The organism is Pseudomonas bananamidigenes, from assembly GCF_001679645.1.
Classification (GTDB): domain Bacteria; phylum Pseudomonadota; class Gammaproteobacteria; order Pseudomonadales; family Pseudomonadaceae; genus Aquipseudomonas; species Aquipseudomonas bananamidigenes.
This window is the reverse complement of the sequence record NZ_LRUN01000015.1, coordinates 21,695-39,974: the sequence shown is the minus strand read 5'-3', so window position 1 is coordinate 39,974 and position 18,280 is coordinate 21,695. Positions and strand designations below refer to the sequence as shown.

The window sequence follows — 18,280 nt, the reverse complement described above, 5'->3', positions numbered from 1 at the left end:
CTGATGAAGGCAGAGCTCAAAACACTGTGGTCACCTACTACCGCTTGGGGCTGGCGATCAGCGTGGAAACAGTGGCTGCGTCTAGCCTATGAAAGCGCGATACCGGCTCTGAAGCAGTTTGCCAAACGCCTGAAAGGTTACTGGCGCGGCATCCTGAGCAGGGTGCGGTGGCCAATGCACACCGGGCAACTGGAAGGAATCAATAATAGGATTAAAGTCATCAAGCGGATGGCCTACGGCTACCGGGACAGCGAATTCTTTTTCATGAAGATCAAGAACGACTTTCCCGGCAATCCGTGAAGAACCAAAAAAAAGCCCGATCTCGCTAAAGCGTTCAATCGGGCTGCAGCACTCAGGAGCAACAAGTGCAAAGGGAGGTTCGATGCGCGTAGAGCGTTGAAGGGGTTGCGCCAGGTCACTAGAACAAGCGGCGATTATCTGGCGATTAACATATCAAGCGACCTGAGCCAGTTTGGCGTTGGCCTGATTCAGGCCTTTCTCCTGGAAGTCACCGCCCAGGTTCATGCCTTCGGCGTGGATGAAGGTCACGTCATGGATGCCGATGAAACCCATCACCTGACGCAGGTAGGGTTCCTGATGATCCGCCGGACCGCCGGCGTAGATGCCGCCGCGAGCCGTCAGCACATAGGCACGCTTGCCGCTGAGCAGGCCTTGCGGGCCGGTTTCGGTGTATTTGAAGGTGACGCCGGCACGCAGCACATGGTCGAGCCAGGCTTTCAGGGTGCTGGGAATCGCGAAGTTGTACATCGGCGCAGCCATCACCAACACGTCGGCGGCCAAGAGTTCATCGGTCAGCTCGTTGGAGCGATCCAGCGAGGATTGTTCGTTGGCGTTGCGCTGTTCGGCGGGCTTCATCCAGCCGCCCAGCAGATTGCTGTCCAGGTGAGGAACAGGATTCACGGCGAGGTCGCGGACGGTGATCTGATCGGTCGGGTGTGCAGCTTTCCATTGACTGATGAACGTCTGGGTCAGTTGACGGGAAACCGAGTCTTGCTGGCGGGCGCTGCTTTCGATGATCAGAACGCGGGACATGTTGTGTAGCCTCCATCCGGGAATGTTGTAAGTCGATGGAGTGAAGGTTAAACAGGGTCGCATCGATGAAAAAGCGCAAATAATTGCTGCAAACCATCGAAATATTCGTTTAGATGCACCTGAGCCCTTATAGGAGCGAGCAGGCTCGCTCCACAGGGACTGATGTTATTTCGCGTTGCAGCTCAGCTCGACGCGCAGCTTGATGATTTCGCGGGAGAACTTGGCGGTGGCATTGGTGTGTTTGCCGGCCGGTACTTCGATATTGCGGGTGCGCGGCGCTTCCGGACCATTGCTGAATACGACTTTGCAGACCGCGTCGACCTCGCCGTAGTTGGCGACCCGGATGGAGCCGATGTCTTTATCGGTATCGAAGGACTCGTAATCGATCTTCAGGCCATTGAGATTCTTCTGCACATCGATCGGATACGCAAACGCAGTCAGCGGCAGCAGCGCCAGAACCACACAACAGAATTTTTTCATTCGGCAGTCTCCATGGGGGACCGCCAGCTTAGGACAAGAGGAGCTATCGATGAAAGCGCCCCGCGTGACCCTCGATCAATGGCGAACGTTGCAGGCAGTGGTCGACCACGGCGGATTCGCCCAGGCCGCCGAAGCCCTGCACCGTTCGCAATCGTCGGTGAGCTACACCGTCGCCCGCATGCAGGATCAGCTCGGCGTGCCGTTGCTGCGCATCGACGGACGCAAAGCCGTGCTCACTGAAGCCGGTGGCGTGCTGCTACGCCGTTCGCGGCAACTGGTGAAACAGGCCAGCCAGCTGGAAGACCTCGCCCATCACATGGAGCAAGGCTGGGAAGCCGAAGTGCGGCTGGTGGTGGATGCCGCCTACCCCACCGCACGCCTGGTTCGTGCACTGACCGCGTTCATGCCGCAGAGCCGTGGTTGCCGCGTGCGTCTGCGTGAAGAAGTGCTGTCAGGCGTCGAAGAAGTGCTGCTCGAAGGTGTGGCCGATCTGGCGATCACCGGCCTGAGCATTCCCGGCTACCTTGGCGCGGAGCTGAGCGACGTGGAATTCGTCGCCGTCGCCCATCCCGAACATGCCTTGCATCGGCTGAACCGCGAATTGAACTTCCAGGACCTGGAAACCCAGATGCAAGTGGTGATCCGCGACTCGGGTCGCCAGCAGCCGAGGGACGTCGGCTGGCTCGGCGCCGAACAGCGCTGGACCGTCGGCAGCCTCGCCACCGCCGCCAATTTCGTCTCCAGCGGACTGGGTTTTGCCTGGCTGCCACGGCACATGATCGAACGGGAATTGAAGGAAGGCCTGCTCAAGCTGCTACCGTTGGATCAGGGCGGCAGCCGCAATCCGAGTTTCTATCTGTACTCGAACAAGGACAAACCGCTGGGCCCGGCCTCGCAGATCCTCGTCGAACTGCTGCGCACCTTCGACACCTTGCCGCTGGACGCACCGTTCGCCGCCCCCGAACAAGCCTGACACGGAGTCACCGATGGCGTATTTCGAACATGAAGGCTGCAACCTGCATTACGAGGAATATGGCCACGGCGAACCATTGCTGCTGGTTCACGGGCTCGGCTCCAGCACGCTCGACTGGGAAATGCAGATTCCGGCGCTGGCCGCGCAATACCGGGTGATCGTCCCGGACGTGCGCGGCCACGGTCGCTCCGACAAGCCCCGCGAGCGCTACAGCATCGCCGGGTTCAGCGCCGACATCGTCGCCCTGGTCGAGCACCTTGGCCTCGGCCCGGTGCATTACGTCGGGCTGTCCATGGGCGGCATGATCGGCTTCCAGTTCGCTGTCGATCAGCCGCAGATGCTCAAAAGCCTGACCATCGTCAACAGCGCGCCCGAGGTCAAGGTGCGCAGTCGCGACGATTACTGGCAATGGTTCAAGCGCTGGAGCCTGATGCGTCTGTTGAGCCTGGCCACCATCGGCAAGGCCCTTGGCGCCAGACTGTTCCCCAGACCGGAGCAGGCCGATTTGCGACAGAAGATGGCCGAGCGCTGGGCAAAGAACGACAAACGTGCTTATCTCGCCAGCTTCGATGCGATTGTTGGCTGGGGGGTGCAGGAACGACTTTCCCGGGTCACCTGTCCAACGCTCGTCATCAGCGCAGACCGGGACTACACCCCCGTCGCGCTGAAAGAAACCTATGTCAGACTGCTGCCCGATGCACGACTGGCGGTGATTGCCGATTCGCGTCACGCCACCCCGCTCGATCAGCCCGAACGCTTCAATCAAACGCTGCTGGCGTTTCTCGCCACAGTCGATATTCACCCTCAGGATCACTGAACCATGCTGAAAAAACTCGCCCTCGCCGCCGGCACCGTGCTGTTCGCCGCCAACCTGATGGCTGCCACGCCGGAAAAGGCGCCACACGTCGAACTGGTGACCACCAACGGCACCATCGAAATCGAGCTGGACCCGGTCAAGGCGCCGATCAGCACCAAGAATTTTCTTTCGTACGTTGACAAGGGTTTCTATACCAACACGATCTTCCACCGTGTGATCCCTGGATTCATGGCTCAGGGCGGCGGTTTTACCCAGCAGATGGTGCAAAAACCCACGGACGCCCCGATCAAGAACGAAGCCGGCAACGGTCTGCACAACGTTCGCGGCACCCTGTCGATGGCCCGCACTTCCGATCCGAACTCGGCCACCAGCCAGTTCTTCATCAACGTTGCCGACAACGCGTTCCTCGACCCGGGCCGCGACGCCGGTTACGCGGTATTCGCCAAAGTGGTCAAGGGCATGGACGTGGTCGACATCATCGTCAACTCCCAGACCACCACCAAACAGGGCATGCAGAACGTGCCGGTGGACCCTGTGATCATCAAGTCGGCCAAGCGCATCGACTAAGCTTTACAGGGCGTATCGAGCGGCGATGGTTTCATGCCTCGCCGCTCACACTGATAAAAGGAGAGCCCGTACTCCGGGCGGTTATCTGATGCTCTATCGCCGTTTCGAACAACTGATCGACATATTCCGCGACGCACCTACGGCCTCTCCGCCGGATCGTGTTCTGCCCTTCTATACCTATTACCTCAAGCAGGTCTGGCCGAGTTTCGTCGCCCTGCTGATCGTCGGCCTGTTCGGTGCGCTGATCGAAGTGGCGCTGTTCAGCTACCTGAGCCGCATCATCGACCTTGCACAAGGCACGCCGAACGTCGATTTCTTCAAGCAGCATGGCGCCGAACTGGTGTGGATGGCCGTGGTGGCCCTGCTCCTGCGACCGCTGTTTCTGGCCCTGCACGACATGCTGGTGCATCAGACCCTGAGCCCGAGCATGACCAGCCTGATCCGCTGGCAGAACCACAGCTACGTGCTCAAGCAGAGCCTCAATTTCTTCCAGAACGACTTCGCCGGGCGCATCGCCCAGCGCATCATGCAGACCGGCAACTCGCTGCGTGATTCCGCGGTGCAGGCGGTGGATGCGTTGTGGCACGTGCTGATCTATGCGATCAGCTCGCTGGTGCTGTTCGCCGAAGCCGACTGGCGCCTGATGATCCCGCTGTTGACGTGGATCGCCGCTTACATCGGCGCGCTCTATTACTTCGTGCCTCGGGTCAAGGACCGCTCCGTCGCCGCTTCCGACGCGCGCTCGAAACTGATGGGCCGCATCGTCGACGGCTACACCAACATCGCCACCCTGAAGCTGTTCGCCCACACCAACTTCGAGCAGCACTACGCCCGCGAGGCAATTCAGGAGCAGACCGAAAAAGCCCGGCTGGCCGGCCGCGTGGTCACCAGCATGGACGTGGCCATCACCACCATGAACGGTCTGCTGATCGTCGGCACCACGGGGCTGGCCCTGTGGCTCTGGACACAATCGCTGATCAGCGTCGGCGCCATCGCCCTGGCGACCGGTCTGGTGATCCGCATCGTCAACATGTCCGGCTGGATCATGTGGGTGGTCACCGGCATTTTCGAAAACATCGGCATGGTTCAGGACGGTCTGCAGACCATCTCGCAACCGGTCAGCGTCACTGATCACGAACAGGCCAGACCGCTGGCCGTGTCCCGTGGCGAAGTGCGTTTCGAGCACGTGGATTTTCATTACGGCAAGAAGAAAGGCATCATCGGCGATCTCAACCTGACCATCAAACCCGGCGAGAAAATCGGCCTGATCGGCCCGTCCGGCGCCGGCAAATCGACTCTGGTCAACCTGCTGTTGCGCCTGTACGACGTCGAAGGCGGGCGGATCCTGATCGATGGCCAGAACATCGCCGAAGTCGGCCAGGAAAGCCTGCGAGCGCGGATCGGGATGATCACCCAGGACACGTCGCTGCTGCACCGTTCGATCCGCGACAACCTGCTGTACGGCAAACCCGACGCCACCGACGCCGAACTCTGGGAAGCGGTGCGCAAGGCCCGGGCCGACGAGTTCATTCCGCTGCTGTCGGATGCCGAAGGACGCACCGGGTTCGACGCCCATGTCGGCGAGCGTGGCGTCAAGCTGTCCGGCGGCCAGCGCCAGCGGATCGCGATTGCCCGGGTGCTGCTCAAGGACGCGCCGATCCTGATCATGGACGAAGCGACCTCGGCGCTGGATTCGGAAGTCGAAGCGGCGATCCAGGAAAGCCTGGAAACCCTGATGCAGGGCAAGACCGTGATCGCCATCGCCCACCGCCTCTCGACCATTGCCCGCATGGATCGGCTGGTGGTGCTGGAGAATGGCAAGATCGCCGAAACCGGCAGCCATGCCGAACTGCTGGCCCATGGCGGATTGTACGCACGGTTGTGGGCGCACCAGACTGGAGGATTTGTCGGCATCGACTGATCGTTTTCACGCCTGGAGACTGATCGTTCCCATGCTCTGCGTGGGAATGCCTAATGGGACGCTCCGCGTCCAGTGACGCAGAGCGTCACGGGCTGCATTCCCACGCGGACGGTTCGACGCCTCGACACGGGAACGATCAAGCGCAACAAAAAGCCGCCACAGCCCTTGAACCACGGGCCCTGGCGGCTTTTTCATGCCTGCTGGAAATCCGCACAATCCCTGCTGTAATCAGCAAAGGCTCTGGAAATGAACCTGTCGTAAATGCAAGGAAACACCAATCGATACAGTCTCGATAGCACGTCTATCAAGGACTCTCTCATGTCTCTGTTAAAACGTTCAGCCACGGAGTTGTTGGGTACGTTCTGGCTGGTTCTGGGTGGCTGCGGCAGTGCGGTGATTGCCGCCTCATCACCTGTGGGTATCGGTGTGCTGGGGGTCGCCCTGGCGTTTGGTCTGACGGTGCTGACCATGGCGTTTGCCATCGGCCACATCAGCGGTTGTCATCTCAATCCGGCCGTGTCGCTCGGTCTGGTCGTCGGCGGACGGTTTCCGGCCAAAGAGTTGCCCGCCTATGTCATCGCCCAGGTGATCGGCGGGATTCTCGCAGCGGCTCTGCTGTATCACATCGCCAGCGGCAAGGAGGGTTTCGACATCGCCGCCGGCCTTGCTTCCAATGGTTATGGCGAGCATTCGCCAGGCAAATACTCGATGGCCTCCGGGTTCGTCACTGAACTGGTCATGACGGCCATGTTCGTGGTGATCATTCTCGGCGCCACCGACAAACGCGCCCCGGCGGGACTGGCACCGATCGCCATCGGCCTGGCCCTGACGCTGATCCACCTGATCTCGATTCCGGTGACCAACACCTCGGTCAACCCGGCCCGCAGCACGGGCCCGGCGCTGATGGTCGGTGGCTGGGCCATCGCGCAGTTGTGGATGTTCTGGATCGCGCCGCTGCTGGGCGCGGTGGTGGGCGGCGTGCTCTATCGCTGGTTGGGCAGGGAAGAGGCCTGAGATCCTCCGAGAACCCTGCGTGGGAGCGAGACTGCTCGCGAAAAGCAGAACATCAGTCAACACCTTGATTGCCTGATTCACCGCATTCGCGAGCAGGCTCGCTCCCACAGGGAATCTATGCCTGACGGTAGGGCAAAGCCTTTTTCGCCTCTTCGGCGTAAGCCAGAACACCGGCGCGCTCTTGCTGAAGAAAATCCTTCACGGCGGCTTTCAGACCGGGATGGCGCAAGTAATGCCAGGAATGAGTGATCACCGGTTCAAAGCCGCGAATCAGTTTGTGTTCGCCCTGGGCGCCGGCGTCGAAACGCTGAAAGCCCTGGGCAATCGCGTAGTCCATGCCCTGATAGAAACAGGTTTCGAAATGCAGCCGGTCGTACTCGGCCAGGCAGCCCCAGTAACGTCCGTAAAAACTGTCGCCGCCTACCAGACTGAACGCCATGGCCACCGGCCGTGAGCCCTGTCTGGCCAGCACGACGCGGATCGATTCCGGCATGCGCTCGGCCAGCAGACTGAAGAATTCTCGCGTCAGGTACGGTGCCTGACGACGCACCGCATAAGTGTTGGCGTAGCAGGCATAGACAAAATCCCACTGCGCTTCGTCCAGCTCTCGCCCCTCAAGCCATTCGAATTCAAAGCCCTGCCCCGCCACTTGCTCGCGCTCCTTGCGCATCTGCTTGCGCTTGCGTGAGCTGAGCACGTCGAGGAAATCCTGAAAGTCCCGATAACCGCGATTCTGCCAGTGATACTGACAGCCGACACGTTGCAGCCAGCCCGGCTGTTCGGCCATGGCGGCATCGGTAAAGGCATCGGTGAAGTTGATGTGGGCGCCGGAAAGCTCTTCGATCTCCAGGTAACCCGGCAGGCTCTTGAGCAGTTCGAATCCGTCCTCGACGCTCGCCGCCAACAGGCGCGGCCCGGTGACCGGGCTGAACGGTACGGCGCTCAAGAACTTGGGGTAGTAATCGATGCCGGCACGGGCACAGGCATCGGCCCAACCGTGATCGAACACGTATTCGCCGTAGGAATGCCACTTGCGATAACCGGGCAGCGCCGCGATCAGGCGGCCGTCTTCGACGTGCAGCAAATGCTCCGGTCGCCAGCCCGTGTGCGGGCCGACACTGCCGCTGTCTTCCAGCGCACCGAGGAAGGCATGGCGCAGAAACGGCTGGTTGTCCGGCACCAGTGCATCCCAGAGTGCCGGTTCGATTTCCGACAGTTTTTGCAGGCGCTGCAACGGCATTTTCCTCTCCACGTTTGGCTCTGAAAGCCCCGCGAGTATCGCTGATCGCCCCTGTCTTGCCCACGTCCGATTGCGCGACAGCGCTCTGGATCAATAGTTCACGGACGTTTGAGATCGTCATCAAGCTGCCATCACCGTGCCACTGCTCTGTCATAAACCATCGCGATACTGGCGCCTGTTTTTAGAGCGCCGGGTTCTACCCGGTCACAGTTTTCCGACCTTCAAACCGTCGGTTGTGCCCTGGATGGTTCAGCCATCCTCTCATCTTCGGAGATTGCTATGCGTCTTGCTTCCACGAAAACTGCGGCGGCCTTGTGCGGTGGCCTGTTGCTGGCCATGAGTGTTCCGGCCAGTGCCGCAGTCGACGCCAAACTGCTCGACATGCTCAAGGCTAACGGTTCCATCACCCAGGCGCAGTACGTAGAACTGCAAGCCGAACTGGCCCAGGATCAGAAGGCCCAGCAAATCGCGCAGCAGGCGCAGCAAGAGACCAACGAGCAAATCGCGGCGACCGCGAAGAAAACCAACGAGCTGAGCAGCTTCGACCAGAAGCTGGCCTGGGCTGCCAAGACCCAGTTCAAGGGTGACGTGCGTTTCCGTCAGGAAACCGTGAAGAACGATGGCGTGCCGAACGCCAAGGACCAGGACCGTCAGCGCATTCGTGCCCGTCTGGGTGCGTACACCGAAATCAACCCGCAGGTCGACACCGGTATCCGTATCGCCACCGGCAGCAGCGACGACGCCCGTTCCACCAACCAGGACCTGAACAACTACTTCGACAAGAAGCAGATCTGGCTCGACCTGGGCTACGTCGACTACCACCCTGACGCGGTCAAGAACCTGCACCTGATCGCCGGCAAGATGAACCAGCCATGGGTGAGCATGGGCGACATCATCTGGGACAGCGACATCAACCCGGAAGGTCTGGCCGTCACCTACAAGTACCCGTTGAACGGCAGCGCCGAACTGTTCGGCAGCGCCGGTCACTACACCCTCAAGGACAACGTCGACGGTGAAGGCGTGCAGTTCAAGCACGACCTGCGTCTGTACGCCGGCCAGTTGGGCGGTCGCTTCGCGCTGACCGACAGCCTGAAACTGACCCTGGGCGGCAGCATCTACTCCTACGACAACGACAAGAACAGTGCCTGCCCGACCAGCGGAACCGTCACCGCGCCATGCGCCCTGGCCGTCAACGGCAACAGCCCGAACGAAACCTTCAAACTGTATGAGGGCTTCGGTCAGCTGGACATCGCCAACCTGCCGGTACCGCTGTCGATCTACGGTCAGTACGTGAACAACAACGACGCCAGCAACGACCAGGACACTGGCTGGCTGGCCGGTGTGAAGACCAAGGTCTACGGCTTCGGCATCGATTACAACTACCGCGACGTACAGCGTAACGCGGTGGTGGGTGCCTTCACCGACTCCGACTTCGCCAACGGTTACACCGGTTCGCGCGGCAGCAAGCTGAAAGTGAGCTACGAGCTGGACAAGAACTTCACCCTGGGTGCCACTTACTTCATGGCCAACTCGGACTACACCAACGCCAGCCTCAGGAAGACCGACTCCGACATCAATACCCTGCAACTGGATGCCGAAGCCAAGTTCTAAAACAGCAATGACAAGCGACAGGCTGCACGTGAGTGCCTCATTTGCAGCTTGACGCTGATTTTCTCCTACAGCCCGGTACGGCAGCAGCGATCCCCATCATCCGTTCGCTGCGGCTGGCCCGGGCTGTTTTTTGTCAGGACCGGTCTTTGCGCCGCTGCTGCGCCAGACGCTCGGCCAAGGCATCCACACCTTCTTCAGGTTTCTCCGGCATGGCCTTCAGGGTCGCCTGCATCAGCCGCATCTGGCGAATGAAACGCCGACAGTTACGGCAGAACATCAGGTGATGACGCACCATCAGTTTTTCGCGAAAGCTCAGCTGGCCATCGAGATAATCGCTGGATCGTGCCACTTGCTCCTTGCAGGTCAACATTCGCCTGTCTCCTCAAAATGTTCCACGGTCGCGAAGACCTTCAAACGTGCCCGATGCAGCAGCACGCGGACATTGGAGAGCGAGATCTCCAGAAGATTACAGATGTCTTCCAGTTCAAGGCCCTGGCGCTCGCGCAACAGCAGCACACTGCTTTGCAGTTCCGACAGGCTCAGCAGCGTGTGTTCCAGACATTCGCGCAACTCGTTTTCGGTGAGCAGCGCTTCGGGGGTGTCCTGGTGCCAGGCGAACGGTGCCACCAGCCAGTGCCCGTCTCCCGGAGAAAAACGGTCATCGTCGATAGTGCCATGGGGCGACGGCAGATCATCCAGCAACACTTCGCGACGGTTCTGCCTGTAGCGGCCCTTGGCCGAATTGGCGGTGATGGTCAGCAGCCAGGTCTTGAGACTGGAGCGTCCCTCGAAGCTGCCGATATGGCGCACCACCGAAAGCCACGCGTCCTGCACCACTTCCTCGACATGACGCTGGCCGACAATCGCATACGCCACCGCGCGCATGGCGCTCTGGTAAGTCGTGACCAGTTCCTTGAAAGCCTTTTGCTCGCCGGCCAGCAGGCGTGCAAGCAATTGGGTGTCGTCAGCCACCATCCATCAATCCCCTTGTCCTGACTTCGAAAATGAAAACGGCAGGATCTCGCCTGCCGTCATCCCCGAAAACTACAGCGTCTGCGCTGATCCGGATGTAGGAAAAATCAGCGCGGTTAAGAGGAAATTAACCTCCCACCTCAACGCTTGCGCAGAATCACGCTCCCGATCGAATAACCGGCACCGAACGAACTCAGCACCGCCAGCGAACCGGCCGCCAGATCATCCTGATACTTGTGGAACGCAATCACCGAACCTGCGGAGCTGGTGTTGGCGTAGGTATCGAGAATCACAGGGGCTTCTTCTTCGGTGGCTTCACGGCCCAGCAGCTTGCGCACGATCAGGTGGTTCATGCTCAGGTTGGCCTGGTGCAGCCAGAAACGCTTCACGTCACCGACGTTGAGCTTGTTCTCCTCCAGGTGCTCGCCGATCAGTTCGGCCACCATCGGGCACACGTCCTTGAACACCTTGCGGCCTTCCTGCACGAACAGTTTGTCGCGGGCTCCGATGCCCTCTTCCGCTGCGCGGTTGAGGAAACCGAAGTTGTTGCGGATGTTGTTGGAGAACTTGGTCAGCAGTTTGGTGCTGACCACCTCGAACTGGTGTTTCGACGTCGCCGTATCGGCACGCTCGATGACAACAGCAGTCGCGGCGTCACCAAAGATGAAGTGGCTGTCACGGTCGCGGAAGTTCAGGTGACCGGTGCAGACTTCCGGGTTGACCATCAGGATCGCCCGGGCCTGGCCCAGTTGCACGGTGTTGGCGGCTTGCTGGATGCCGAAGGTGGCCGACGAGCAGGCGACGTTCATGTCGAAACCGAAACCCTGGATGCCCAGTGCCTCCTGGACTTCGATGGCGATGGCCGGGTAGGCGCGCTGCAAGTTGGAGCAGGCGACGATCACGCCGTCGATGTCGGCGGCGGTCTTGCCGGCACGCTGCAAGGCTTGCTCGGCTGCGCCGATGGCCATCTGGCAGAGTACCGACCATTCGTCGTTGGAACGCTCGGGCAGACGTGGCGTCATGCGTGCAGGATCGAGGATGCCTTCCTTGTCCATGACGAAGCGGCTCTTGATGCCCGAAGCTTTTTCGATGAACGCCGCGCTGGACTCGGTCAGGGCCTGGATCTCGCCGCTGGCGATGGCGTCAGCGTTGTCCGCGTTGAACTGCGCGACGTAGGTATTGAAAGACTGCACCAGCTCTTCGTTGGAGATGCTGTTGGCCGGGGTATACAGGCCGGTGCCGCTGATGACGACGTTATGCATGGTCGTTTCTCTAATCTGTTCAGACAGAAAGTGCTGGCACCGACGTGCCAACACGCAAAGGGTTCATTCCCGGTAAGGGACGCAAAAACCTGGCATCGCTTTATTCCGCTGCGCGACCCGGCGAAGGCTCTGGGTCGCGAAACCGGCGTTTATGGGGGCGAAGTTTGCCATAAACCCGAGGTTTTGGCCCCATTTCCGGGAGCTGTCACACATCCCTGTGGGAGCGCAAACCCTGGATCAGGCCTCGACCTGCGCCCACTGCTTGCTCAGCCGCTTGTCGGAGATCGGCACTTTCGTTCCCAACTGCTGGGCGAACAGCGACACCCGGTACTCCTCCAGCCACCAACGGAACAACTCCAGTTGCGGATCGCGCTTGCCTTCCTGGGCGTGCTTGGCGGCGCGAGTCTGGTACTGCGTCCAGAGGCCGGCCAGTTCGCCGCTCCAGACCCGATCCTTCTGCACCTGCGCTCCGAGCTTTCCGAAACGCTGCTCGACAGCCTTCAGGTAACGCGGCAGTTCCTTGAGCCAGAGCATCGGCGTTTCCCGGACGAAGCCCGGATACACCAGATGACTGAGCTGCTGCTTGATGTCGTTTAGCGCCACCGCCTGCGCCAGATCGATCTTGCCCTTGAAGCGTTTTTGCAGGCCGTGCCAGAGCTTGAGGATTTCCAGGGTCAGGCGCGCCACCCGCTCGGCATGTTCGGTCCAGTTGCCGCGCTTGCGCTCGGCCAGTGCCGCGAGCCCGGCGCCGTCGCGAGGCAATGGGTCTTCACCCTCCAGAATGCAGCTGTCGAGACTGGCCAGCAGAATGTCTTCGACCAACGCATCGATCCGACCCAGTTCGCGGTAGAGCAGACCCAGCTCGGTCAGTCCCGGTAACTTGCCGCGCAGGAATTTCGCAGGCTCGGCCAGTTGTTGCATCAACAGGCGCTGCAAGGCGCGGCGATGCTGGAACTCGGCTTCGGCCGGGGTCGAGAACCGCCCTTCCTTGACCGTGCCGCCCTCTTCCACCAGCGCCGGATACACCGTCATCGACAGTCCGGCGATCTTCTGCTGGGTCTTTTCCGCCACCGGCGCGAAGACCTTGGCCTCCACCGGTTGTTGGCTTTTGGCGCTCTGCGGTACGGCCAGTGCGGCCTGGCTGGCTTCGGCGAAACGTGCCGTCAGCTCCGCCAGGTCTCGCCCTTCGCCGAGGAACTTGCCTTGGCCGTCGACGATTTCCAGATTCATCCGCAAATGGCTTTCAACCTGCTGCGCCGCTTCGGCCCAGGCTTCATCGCTGACCCGCGCACCGGTCATGCGCAGGAGCTCGCGGCCCAGCGCCTGGGACAACGAGCCTTCGGCGAAGGTCATGCGTTGCAGGGCAGCCTTGATGAAGTCCGGCACCGGCACGAAATTCTTGCGCAAGGCCTTGGGCAGGTTGCGCACCAACGCGATGCACTTGGCTTCGATCAACCCCGGCACCAGCCATTCCAGGCGCTCCGGCGGCAGCATCGGCAACAGCGGTGCCGGTACGCGCAGCGTCACACCGTCCCGTGGGTGATTGGGCTCGAAGTGATAACTCAGGGCCAGTTCCAGATCGCCAATGCGCAGCGTGTCCGGGTAATGCTGCGCGGTGACTTCGCTGGCCTCCCGGGCCAGCACGTCTTCTTCGCGCATGATCAACAGCTGCGGGTTTTTCTGACTGTTGATCCGATACCAGCTGTCGAATGTCGCGGTCTGATGGATCTCCGCCGGCAACCGCGCATCGTAGAAGGCGAACAGGGTTTCCTCGTCGGCCAGAATGTCCCGGCGACGGGCCTTGGCTTCCAGCTCGTCGAGCTGTTCGAGCAACTGCTTGTTGGCGCTCAGGCATTTGGCCCGGGACTGAATCTCGCCCCGCACCAGGCCTTCGCGGATGAACAATTCCCGCGAGACCACCGGATCCACCGGGCCGTAATGCACCGGGCGACGACCGACCACGATCAGGCCGAACAGGGTGATCTGTTCGAAGGCCACGACCTGGCCGCGCTTCTTCTCCCAGTGCGGTTCGAAGTGGTTCTTCTTGATCAGATGCCCGGCCAGCGGTTCGATCCAGTCGGCGTCGATCTTCGCCACCATCCGCGCGTAAAGCTTGGTGGTTTCCACCAGCTCGGCAGTCATCACCCACTGCGGGCGCTTTTTGCCGATGCCCGACGACGGGTGAATCCAGAAGCGCCGCTGACGGGCGCCAAGGTAGTCACCCTCCTCGGTTTTCTGGCCGATCTGGCTGAGCAGGCCGACCAGCACCGCTTTGTGCAGTTTCGGATAGTCCGCCGGCTCTTTGTTCAGGCTCAACTGCAGGTCGCGGCAGATCAGGCTCAATTGCCGATGGGAATCGCGCCATTCGCGCAAGCGCAGGTAGTTGAGGAAATTCTTGCGGCACCAGTTGCGCAGCGGATTGGCGGTCAACGCCTGGCGCTGTTCTTCGAAGCCACGCCACAGATTGACCAGCGCCGCGAAGTCCGAATCGGCATCCTTCCACTGCGCGTGGGCCTGATCGGCGGCCTGCTGACGCTCCGGCGGACGCTCGCGCGGATCCTGGATCGACATGGCGCTGGCAACGATCAACACTTCCTGCAGGCTGCCGAGTTTTGCCGCTTCCAGCAGCATGCGGCCCATGCGCGGGTCCACCGGCAGGCGCGCCAACTGACGCCCGAGCGGGGTCAGCTGACTGTTGCGGTCCACCGCCGAGAGTTCTTGCAGCAGGTTGAAACCGTCACTGATCGCCTTGCCGTCCGGCGGTTCGATGAACGGGAACGCGGTGATTTCGCCGAGGCGCAGATGCAGCATCTGCAGGATCACGGCGGCGAGGTTGGTACGCAGGATTTCCGGATCGGTAAATTCCGGGCGACCGAGAAAATCCTCTTCGCTGTACAAGCGCACGCAGATGCCCGGCTCGACCCGGCCACAGCGGCCTTTACGCTGGTTGGCGCTGGCCTGGGAAATCGCTTCGATCGGCAGGCGCTGGACCTTGGCCCGATAGCTGTAGCGGCTGATGCGCGCCGTGCCGCTGTCGATCACGTAACGGATGCCGGGCACAGTCAGCGAGGTTTCGCCAACGTTGGTCGCCAGCACTACACGACGCCCCGGATGGGACTGGAAAATCCGCTGCTGCTCGGCCGGCGTCAGTCGTGCGTACAACGGCAGGATTTCAGTGTGCTTGAGCTGGGCCTTGCGCAGCATGTCGGCGGCGTCACGAATTTCGCGTTCCCCCGGCAGAAACACCAGTACGTCGCCAGGGCTGCGGCGTTCGCTGCGTTCATACGCGGCGATTTCATCGAGGGTGGCGAGGATGGCCTGATCGACGGTCAGGTCGTCCTCGACGCGGTTGCCCTCTTCATCCTGCTCCAGGGTCAGCGGGCGATACCAGGTTTCCACCGGGAAGGTTCGGCCGGACACCTCGACAATCGGCGCATCGTCGAAATGTTTCGAGAAACGCTCCAGATCGATGGTTGCCGAGGTGATGATGACTTTCAGGTCCGGGCGACGCGGCAGCAGGGTTTTCAGGTAACCGAGCAGGAAGTCGATGTTGAGGCTGCGTTCGTGGGCTTCGTCGACGATGATCGTGTCGTAGCGTTCGAGGTAGCGGTCGTTCTGGGTCTCCGCCAGCAGGATGCCGTCGGTCATCAGTTTGATCAGGGTGTTGGCATCGCTCTGATCTTCGAAGCGCACCTGATAACCAACCAGCGTGCCCAGCGGCGTGCCGAGCTCTTCGGCAACCCGGCTGGCCACACTGCGCGCCGCAATCCGCCGCGGCTGGGTGTGGCCGATCAGGCCACGCTGGCCACGACCGATTTCCAGGCAGATTTTCGGCAGTTGGGTGGTTTTGCCCGAGCCGGTTTCGCCGGCGATGATCAGCACCTGGTGTTTTTCCAGGGCTTTCTTGATTTCGTCACGCTTGGCCGCGATCGGCAGGCTGTCGTCGTAACGGATCACCGGCAGGCTGGCCTTGCGCGCCAGCACCTGATCGCAGGACGCCTGCATGCGAGCCACCCATTGAGCCAGTTTGGCCTCGTCGGGTTTCTTGCGCAGTTCAAGCAACTGCCGCCGCAGCCGATGGCGGTCGGCGAGCATGGCGTGATCGAGGTTTTTCAGCAGTTTGTCGATGGAGGGCGATTCGTCGGTCATCGGGTACGCAATTCGGTCGTCTAGTGGCGCAAGGACGCGATTGTGGCAGATTTGGCTTCTACTGTGGCGAGGGAGCTTGCTCCCGCTCGATTGCGCAGCAATCGCTGCCCGGACTGACAGGTGGTTCCAAGGCTGCTTTGCAGCCCTGCGGGAGCAAGCTCCCTCGCCACAGAGTGTTCGCTCGCAGTGTTATTCGTTATCCAGGCCCTTGCGCCGATACGGGAAGACATCGATGACTTTCCCCGCCCGGATCGCCTCCTGCAAGCCCTTCCAGTAATCGGCGTCGTACAGCTCGCCATGCATCTGGTCGAACAGTTTGCGTTGCGTCGTATCGGCGAACAGAAACGGCGGAAACTCCTCGGGGAACACGTCCAGCGGCCCGATGGAATACCACGGTTCGGAGGCCATTTCGTCCTCCGGCGTGCGCGGTGGCGGGATGTGGCGGAAGTTGGCTTCGGTGAGGAAGCAGATCTCGTCGTAGTCGTAGAACACCACCCGGCCATGGCGGGTGACACCGAAGTTCTTCAGCAGCATGTCGCCGGGGAAGATGTTGGCCGCCGCCAGTTGCTTGATCGCCAGCCCGTAGTCCTCCAGCGCTTCGCGCACCTGAGCGTCGTTGGCGTTGTCCAGATAAAGGTTCAGCGGCGTCATGCGGCGCTCGGTCCAGCAGTGGCGAATCAGCACGGTTTCGCCTTCCAGCGACACCGTGGAAGGCGCGACTTCCAGCAGCTCGGCCAGACACGCCGGATCGAACTTGCTCAGCGGAAAACGGAAATCGGCGAACTCCTGGGTATCGGCCATGCGCCCGACCCGGTCGACGCTTTTAACCAGCCGGTATTTCTCGATCACCGTGGCGCGGTCGACGTTTTTCGACGGCGAGAAACGATCCTTGATGATCTTGAACACGGTGTTGAAGCCCGGCAGCGTGAACACGCTCATGACCATGCCGCGCACGCCCGGGGCCATGATGAACTGGTCGTCGGTATTGGCCAGATGGTTGATCAGGGCGCGATAGAACTCGGATTTACCGTGTTTGTAGAAACCGATCGAAGTGTACAGCTCGGCGATGTGCTTGCCCGGCAGGATGCGTTTGAGGAAACCGATGAACTCCGCCGGCACCGGCACATCCACCATGAAGTACGAACGGGTGAACGAGAAGATGATCGACACGTCGGCTTCGTCGGTGATCAGCGCGTCGATCTGAATCCCTCGCCCCTCGCGGTGCAGCAGCGGAATCACCAGTGGCCACTGGTCGTCGTTGGTGTAGATCCGTCCGACCAGATAGGCGCCCTTGTTGCGGTACAGCACCGAGGAAAACAGCTCGACGCTCAGTTCCGGGTCCTTGCACACCCAGTCCGGCAGGTTCTCGCGCAGTTGCGCTTCAAGACGCTGCAGATCCCGGGGCAGATCGGCGTAATCCTCGCTGAAACGGTAATCGGCAAAGATGCTCGCGAGCATGCCCGACAGTTGCCCATGGGGCTTGTAGGTGCGGGTCTGCGCAGCCCGGGCACGACGCAGGCTCGGCCGGGTGGTGTGGATGAACATGCAGCCGTCGCTGATCAGGTCGTGGCTGAACAGGCCGCAGAAAATCGAGTTGTACCAGGTCTCGGACAGCTCATCGTCGAAACGCAGATCGATGATGCTGATGTAGGCGCTTTTGACCAGTGGCCAGCAACTGACCTCCATCAGCGTGTCCGCCTCGAAATACTCGCGCAGGCGGGCGACGGTTTCACCGACCTTTTCTTCGTAGAGGTTGATCCGCGCCGCCGACGCCGTTTGTATTTCCTGCCAGCGCGCCTGCTCGAAGCGTTCCCGGGCACCGTCTGTGATCCGCCGGAAATGCTCGCGGTAATCGTCAAAGCCATCGAGGATCATGCGGGCGATGTCGGTGGCTGGCCATTGCTGCGGCATGGATGAGACCTCTGCGGGAATTGAAGAATCTGTGCTCGAAGGCCTGAGCTTAGCCACGGAACCGGTGGCAGGAGAAGCGTAATTTCTGCCATTTCCGCGACCGTGTTGTACAGAGACACAGTTTTTATCAAAGTTTTTTTATTCGACTGTTCGGTCAGCAAACACGCCCATCAGCCCTTCCCATCGTTCGGCGCCAGCCCACTGATCCTGCGGGTTTCGGATCCAATCAAGCAACGACATCTCTATCTCGCGGCTTTGCCCGGTTTGGGCATTCCTGCCCACTGCCCGTGACCTTGATCGCGTCGTGACC

15 protein-coding genes are annotated in these 18,280 nt (G+C 60.8%); 7 read left to right on the top strand and 8 right to left on the bottom strand.

Going from position 1 to position 18,280, the window contains the following annotated elements; all coding sequences use genetic code 11:
• Window positions 1–300 (top strand): transposase (locus tag BBF94_RS06770; RefSeq protein ID WP_141676556.1); only part of this gene is annotated, 300 nt, incomplete at its 5' end.
• 153 nt (window positions 301–453) lie between these two features.
• Here BBF94_RS06770 and BBF94_RS06765 read toward each other — a convergent pair.
• Both BBF94_RS06765 and BBF94_RS06760 read right to left on the bottom strand, forming a co-directional pair.
• Window positions 454–1,053 carry an FMN-dependent NADH-azoreductase gene (locus tag BBF94_RS06765; RefSeq protein WP_065258275.1) on the bottom strand — a complete coding sequence of 200 codons (600 nt, stop codon included), beginning with the start codon at window positions 1,051–1,053 and terminating at the stop codon, window positions 454–456.
• Between the two features lie 165 nt (window positions 1,054–1,218).
• Entirely contained in the window at window positions 1,219–1,533 is a 315-nt protein-coding gene (locus BBF94_RS06760) for a 3-phosphoglycerate kinase (protein WP_065258274.1), read from the bottom strand.
• A 49-nt stretch (window positions 1,534–1,582) separates the two neighbouring features.
• Here BBF94_RS06760 and BBF94_RS06755 point away from each other — a divergent pair, with 49 nt between their 5' ends.
• The 5 genes from BBF94_RS06755 (at window position 1,583) to aqpZ (ending at window position 6,825) form a co-directional block, all read left to right on the top strand.
• Window positions 1,583–2,506 carry a LysR family transcriptional regulator gene (locus tag BBF94_RS06755; protein ID WP_065258273.1) on the top strand — a complete coding sequence of 308 codons (924 nt, stop codon included), beginning with the start codon at window positions 1,583–1,585 and terminating at the stop codon, window positions 2,504–2,506.
• Between the two features lie 13 nt (window positions 2,507–2,519).
• Window positions 2,520–3,323: an alpha/beta fold hydrolase gene (locus BBF94_RS06750; protein WP_065258272.1), complete on the top strand. Its 804-nt coding sequence runs from the start codon at window positions 2,520–2,522 to the stop codon at window positions 3,321–3,323.
• Between the two features lie 3 nt (window positions 3,324–3,326).
• Window positions 3,327–3,890 carry a peptidylprolyl isomerase gene (locus BBF94_RS06745; RefSeq protein WP_065258271.1) on the top strand — a complete coding sequence of 188 codons (564 nt, stop codon included), beginning with the start codon at window positions 3,327–3,329 and terminating at the stop codon, window positions 3,888–3,890.
• A gap of 88 nt (window positions 3,891–3,978) precedes the next feature.
• Entirely contained in the window at window positions 3,979–5,811 is a 1,833-nt protein-coding gene (locus BBF94_RS06740) for an ABC transporter ATP-binding protein (RefSeq protein WP_065258270.1), read from the top strand.
• 318 nt (window positions 5,812–6,129) lie between these two features.
• Entirely contained in the window at window positions 6,130–6,825 is a 696-nt protein-coding gene (gene aqpZ / locus BBF94_RS06735) for an aquaporin Z (protein ID WP_065258269.1), read from the top strand.
• Window positions 6,826–6,940: 115 nt separating this feature from the next.
• Here the strand turns inward: aqpZ and BBF94_RS06730 are convergent, their stop codons facing one another.
• Window positions 6,941–8,065, bottom strand: coding sequence for a GNAT family N-acetyltransferase (locus tag BBF94_RS06730; RefSeq protein ID WP_065258268.1), 1,125 nt, complete (start codon window positions 8,063–8,065; stop codon window positions 6,941–6,943).
• A gap of 279 nt (window positions 8,066–8,344) precedes the next feature.
• Between BBF94_RS06730 and BBF94_RS06725 the strand changes: the two genes are divergently transcribed.
• Window positions 8,345–9,676 (top strand): putative porin, encoded by a 1,332-nt coding sequence (locus BBF94_RS06725; RefSeq protein WP_065258267.1) that lies wholly within the window; start codon window positions 8,345–8,347, stop codon window positions 9,674–9,676.
• Between the two features lie 133 nt (window positions 9,677–9,809).
• Here the strand turns inward: BBF94_RS06725 and BBF94_RS06720 are convergent, their stop codons facing one another.
• From BBF94_RS06720 to aceK, 5 genes are all read right to left on the bottom strand, one after another.
• Entirely contained in the window at window positions 9,810–10,046 is a 237-nt protein-coding gene (locus BBF94_RS06720) for an anti-sigma factor family protein (protein ID WP_065258266.1), read from the bottom strand.
• The gene (locus BBF94_RS06715; protein ID WP_065258265.1) at window positions 10,040–10,651 is read right to left on the bottom strand and encodes an RNA polymerase sigma factor; all 612 of its coding nucleotides are present in this window, start codon (window positions 10,649–10,651) and stop codon (window positions 10,040–10,042) included. The genes BBF94_RS06720 and BBF94_RS06715 overlap by 7 nt, the downstream gene beginning before the upstream one ends.
• A gap of 137 nt (window positions 10,652–10,788) precedes the next feature.
• Window positions 10,789–11,910 carry a beta-ketoacyl-ACP synthase III gene (locus BBF94_RS06710; protein ID WP_065258264.1) on the bottom strand — a complete coding sequence of 374 codons (1,122 nt, stop codon included), beginning with the start codon at window positions 11,908–11,910 and terminating at the stop codon, window positions 10,789–10,791.
• A 237-nt stretch (window positions 11,911–12,147) separates the two neighbouring features.
• Complete coding sequence (gene hrpA, locus BBF94_RS06705; protein ID WP_065258263.1) at window positions 12,148–16,059, bottom strand: ATP-dependent RNA helicase HrpA; 3,912 nt, start codon at window positions 16,057–16,059, stop codon at window positions 12,148–12,150.
• A gap of 189 nt (window positions 16,060–16,248) precedes the next feature.
• Window positions 16,249–17,970: a bifunctional isocitrate dehydrogenase kinase/phosphatase gene (gene aceK, locus BBF94_RS06700; RefSeq protein ID WP_065258262.1), complete on the bottom strand. Its 1,722-nt coding sequence runs from the start codon at window positions 17,968–17,970 to the stop codon at window positions 16,249–16,251.
• Window positions 17,971–18,280 lie beyond the last annotated feature (310 nt).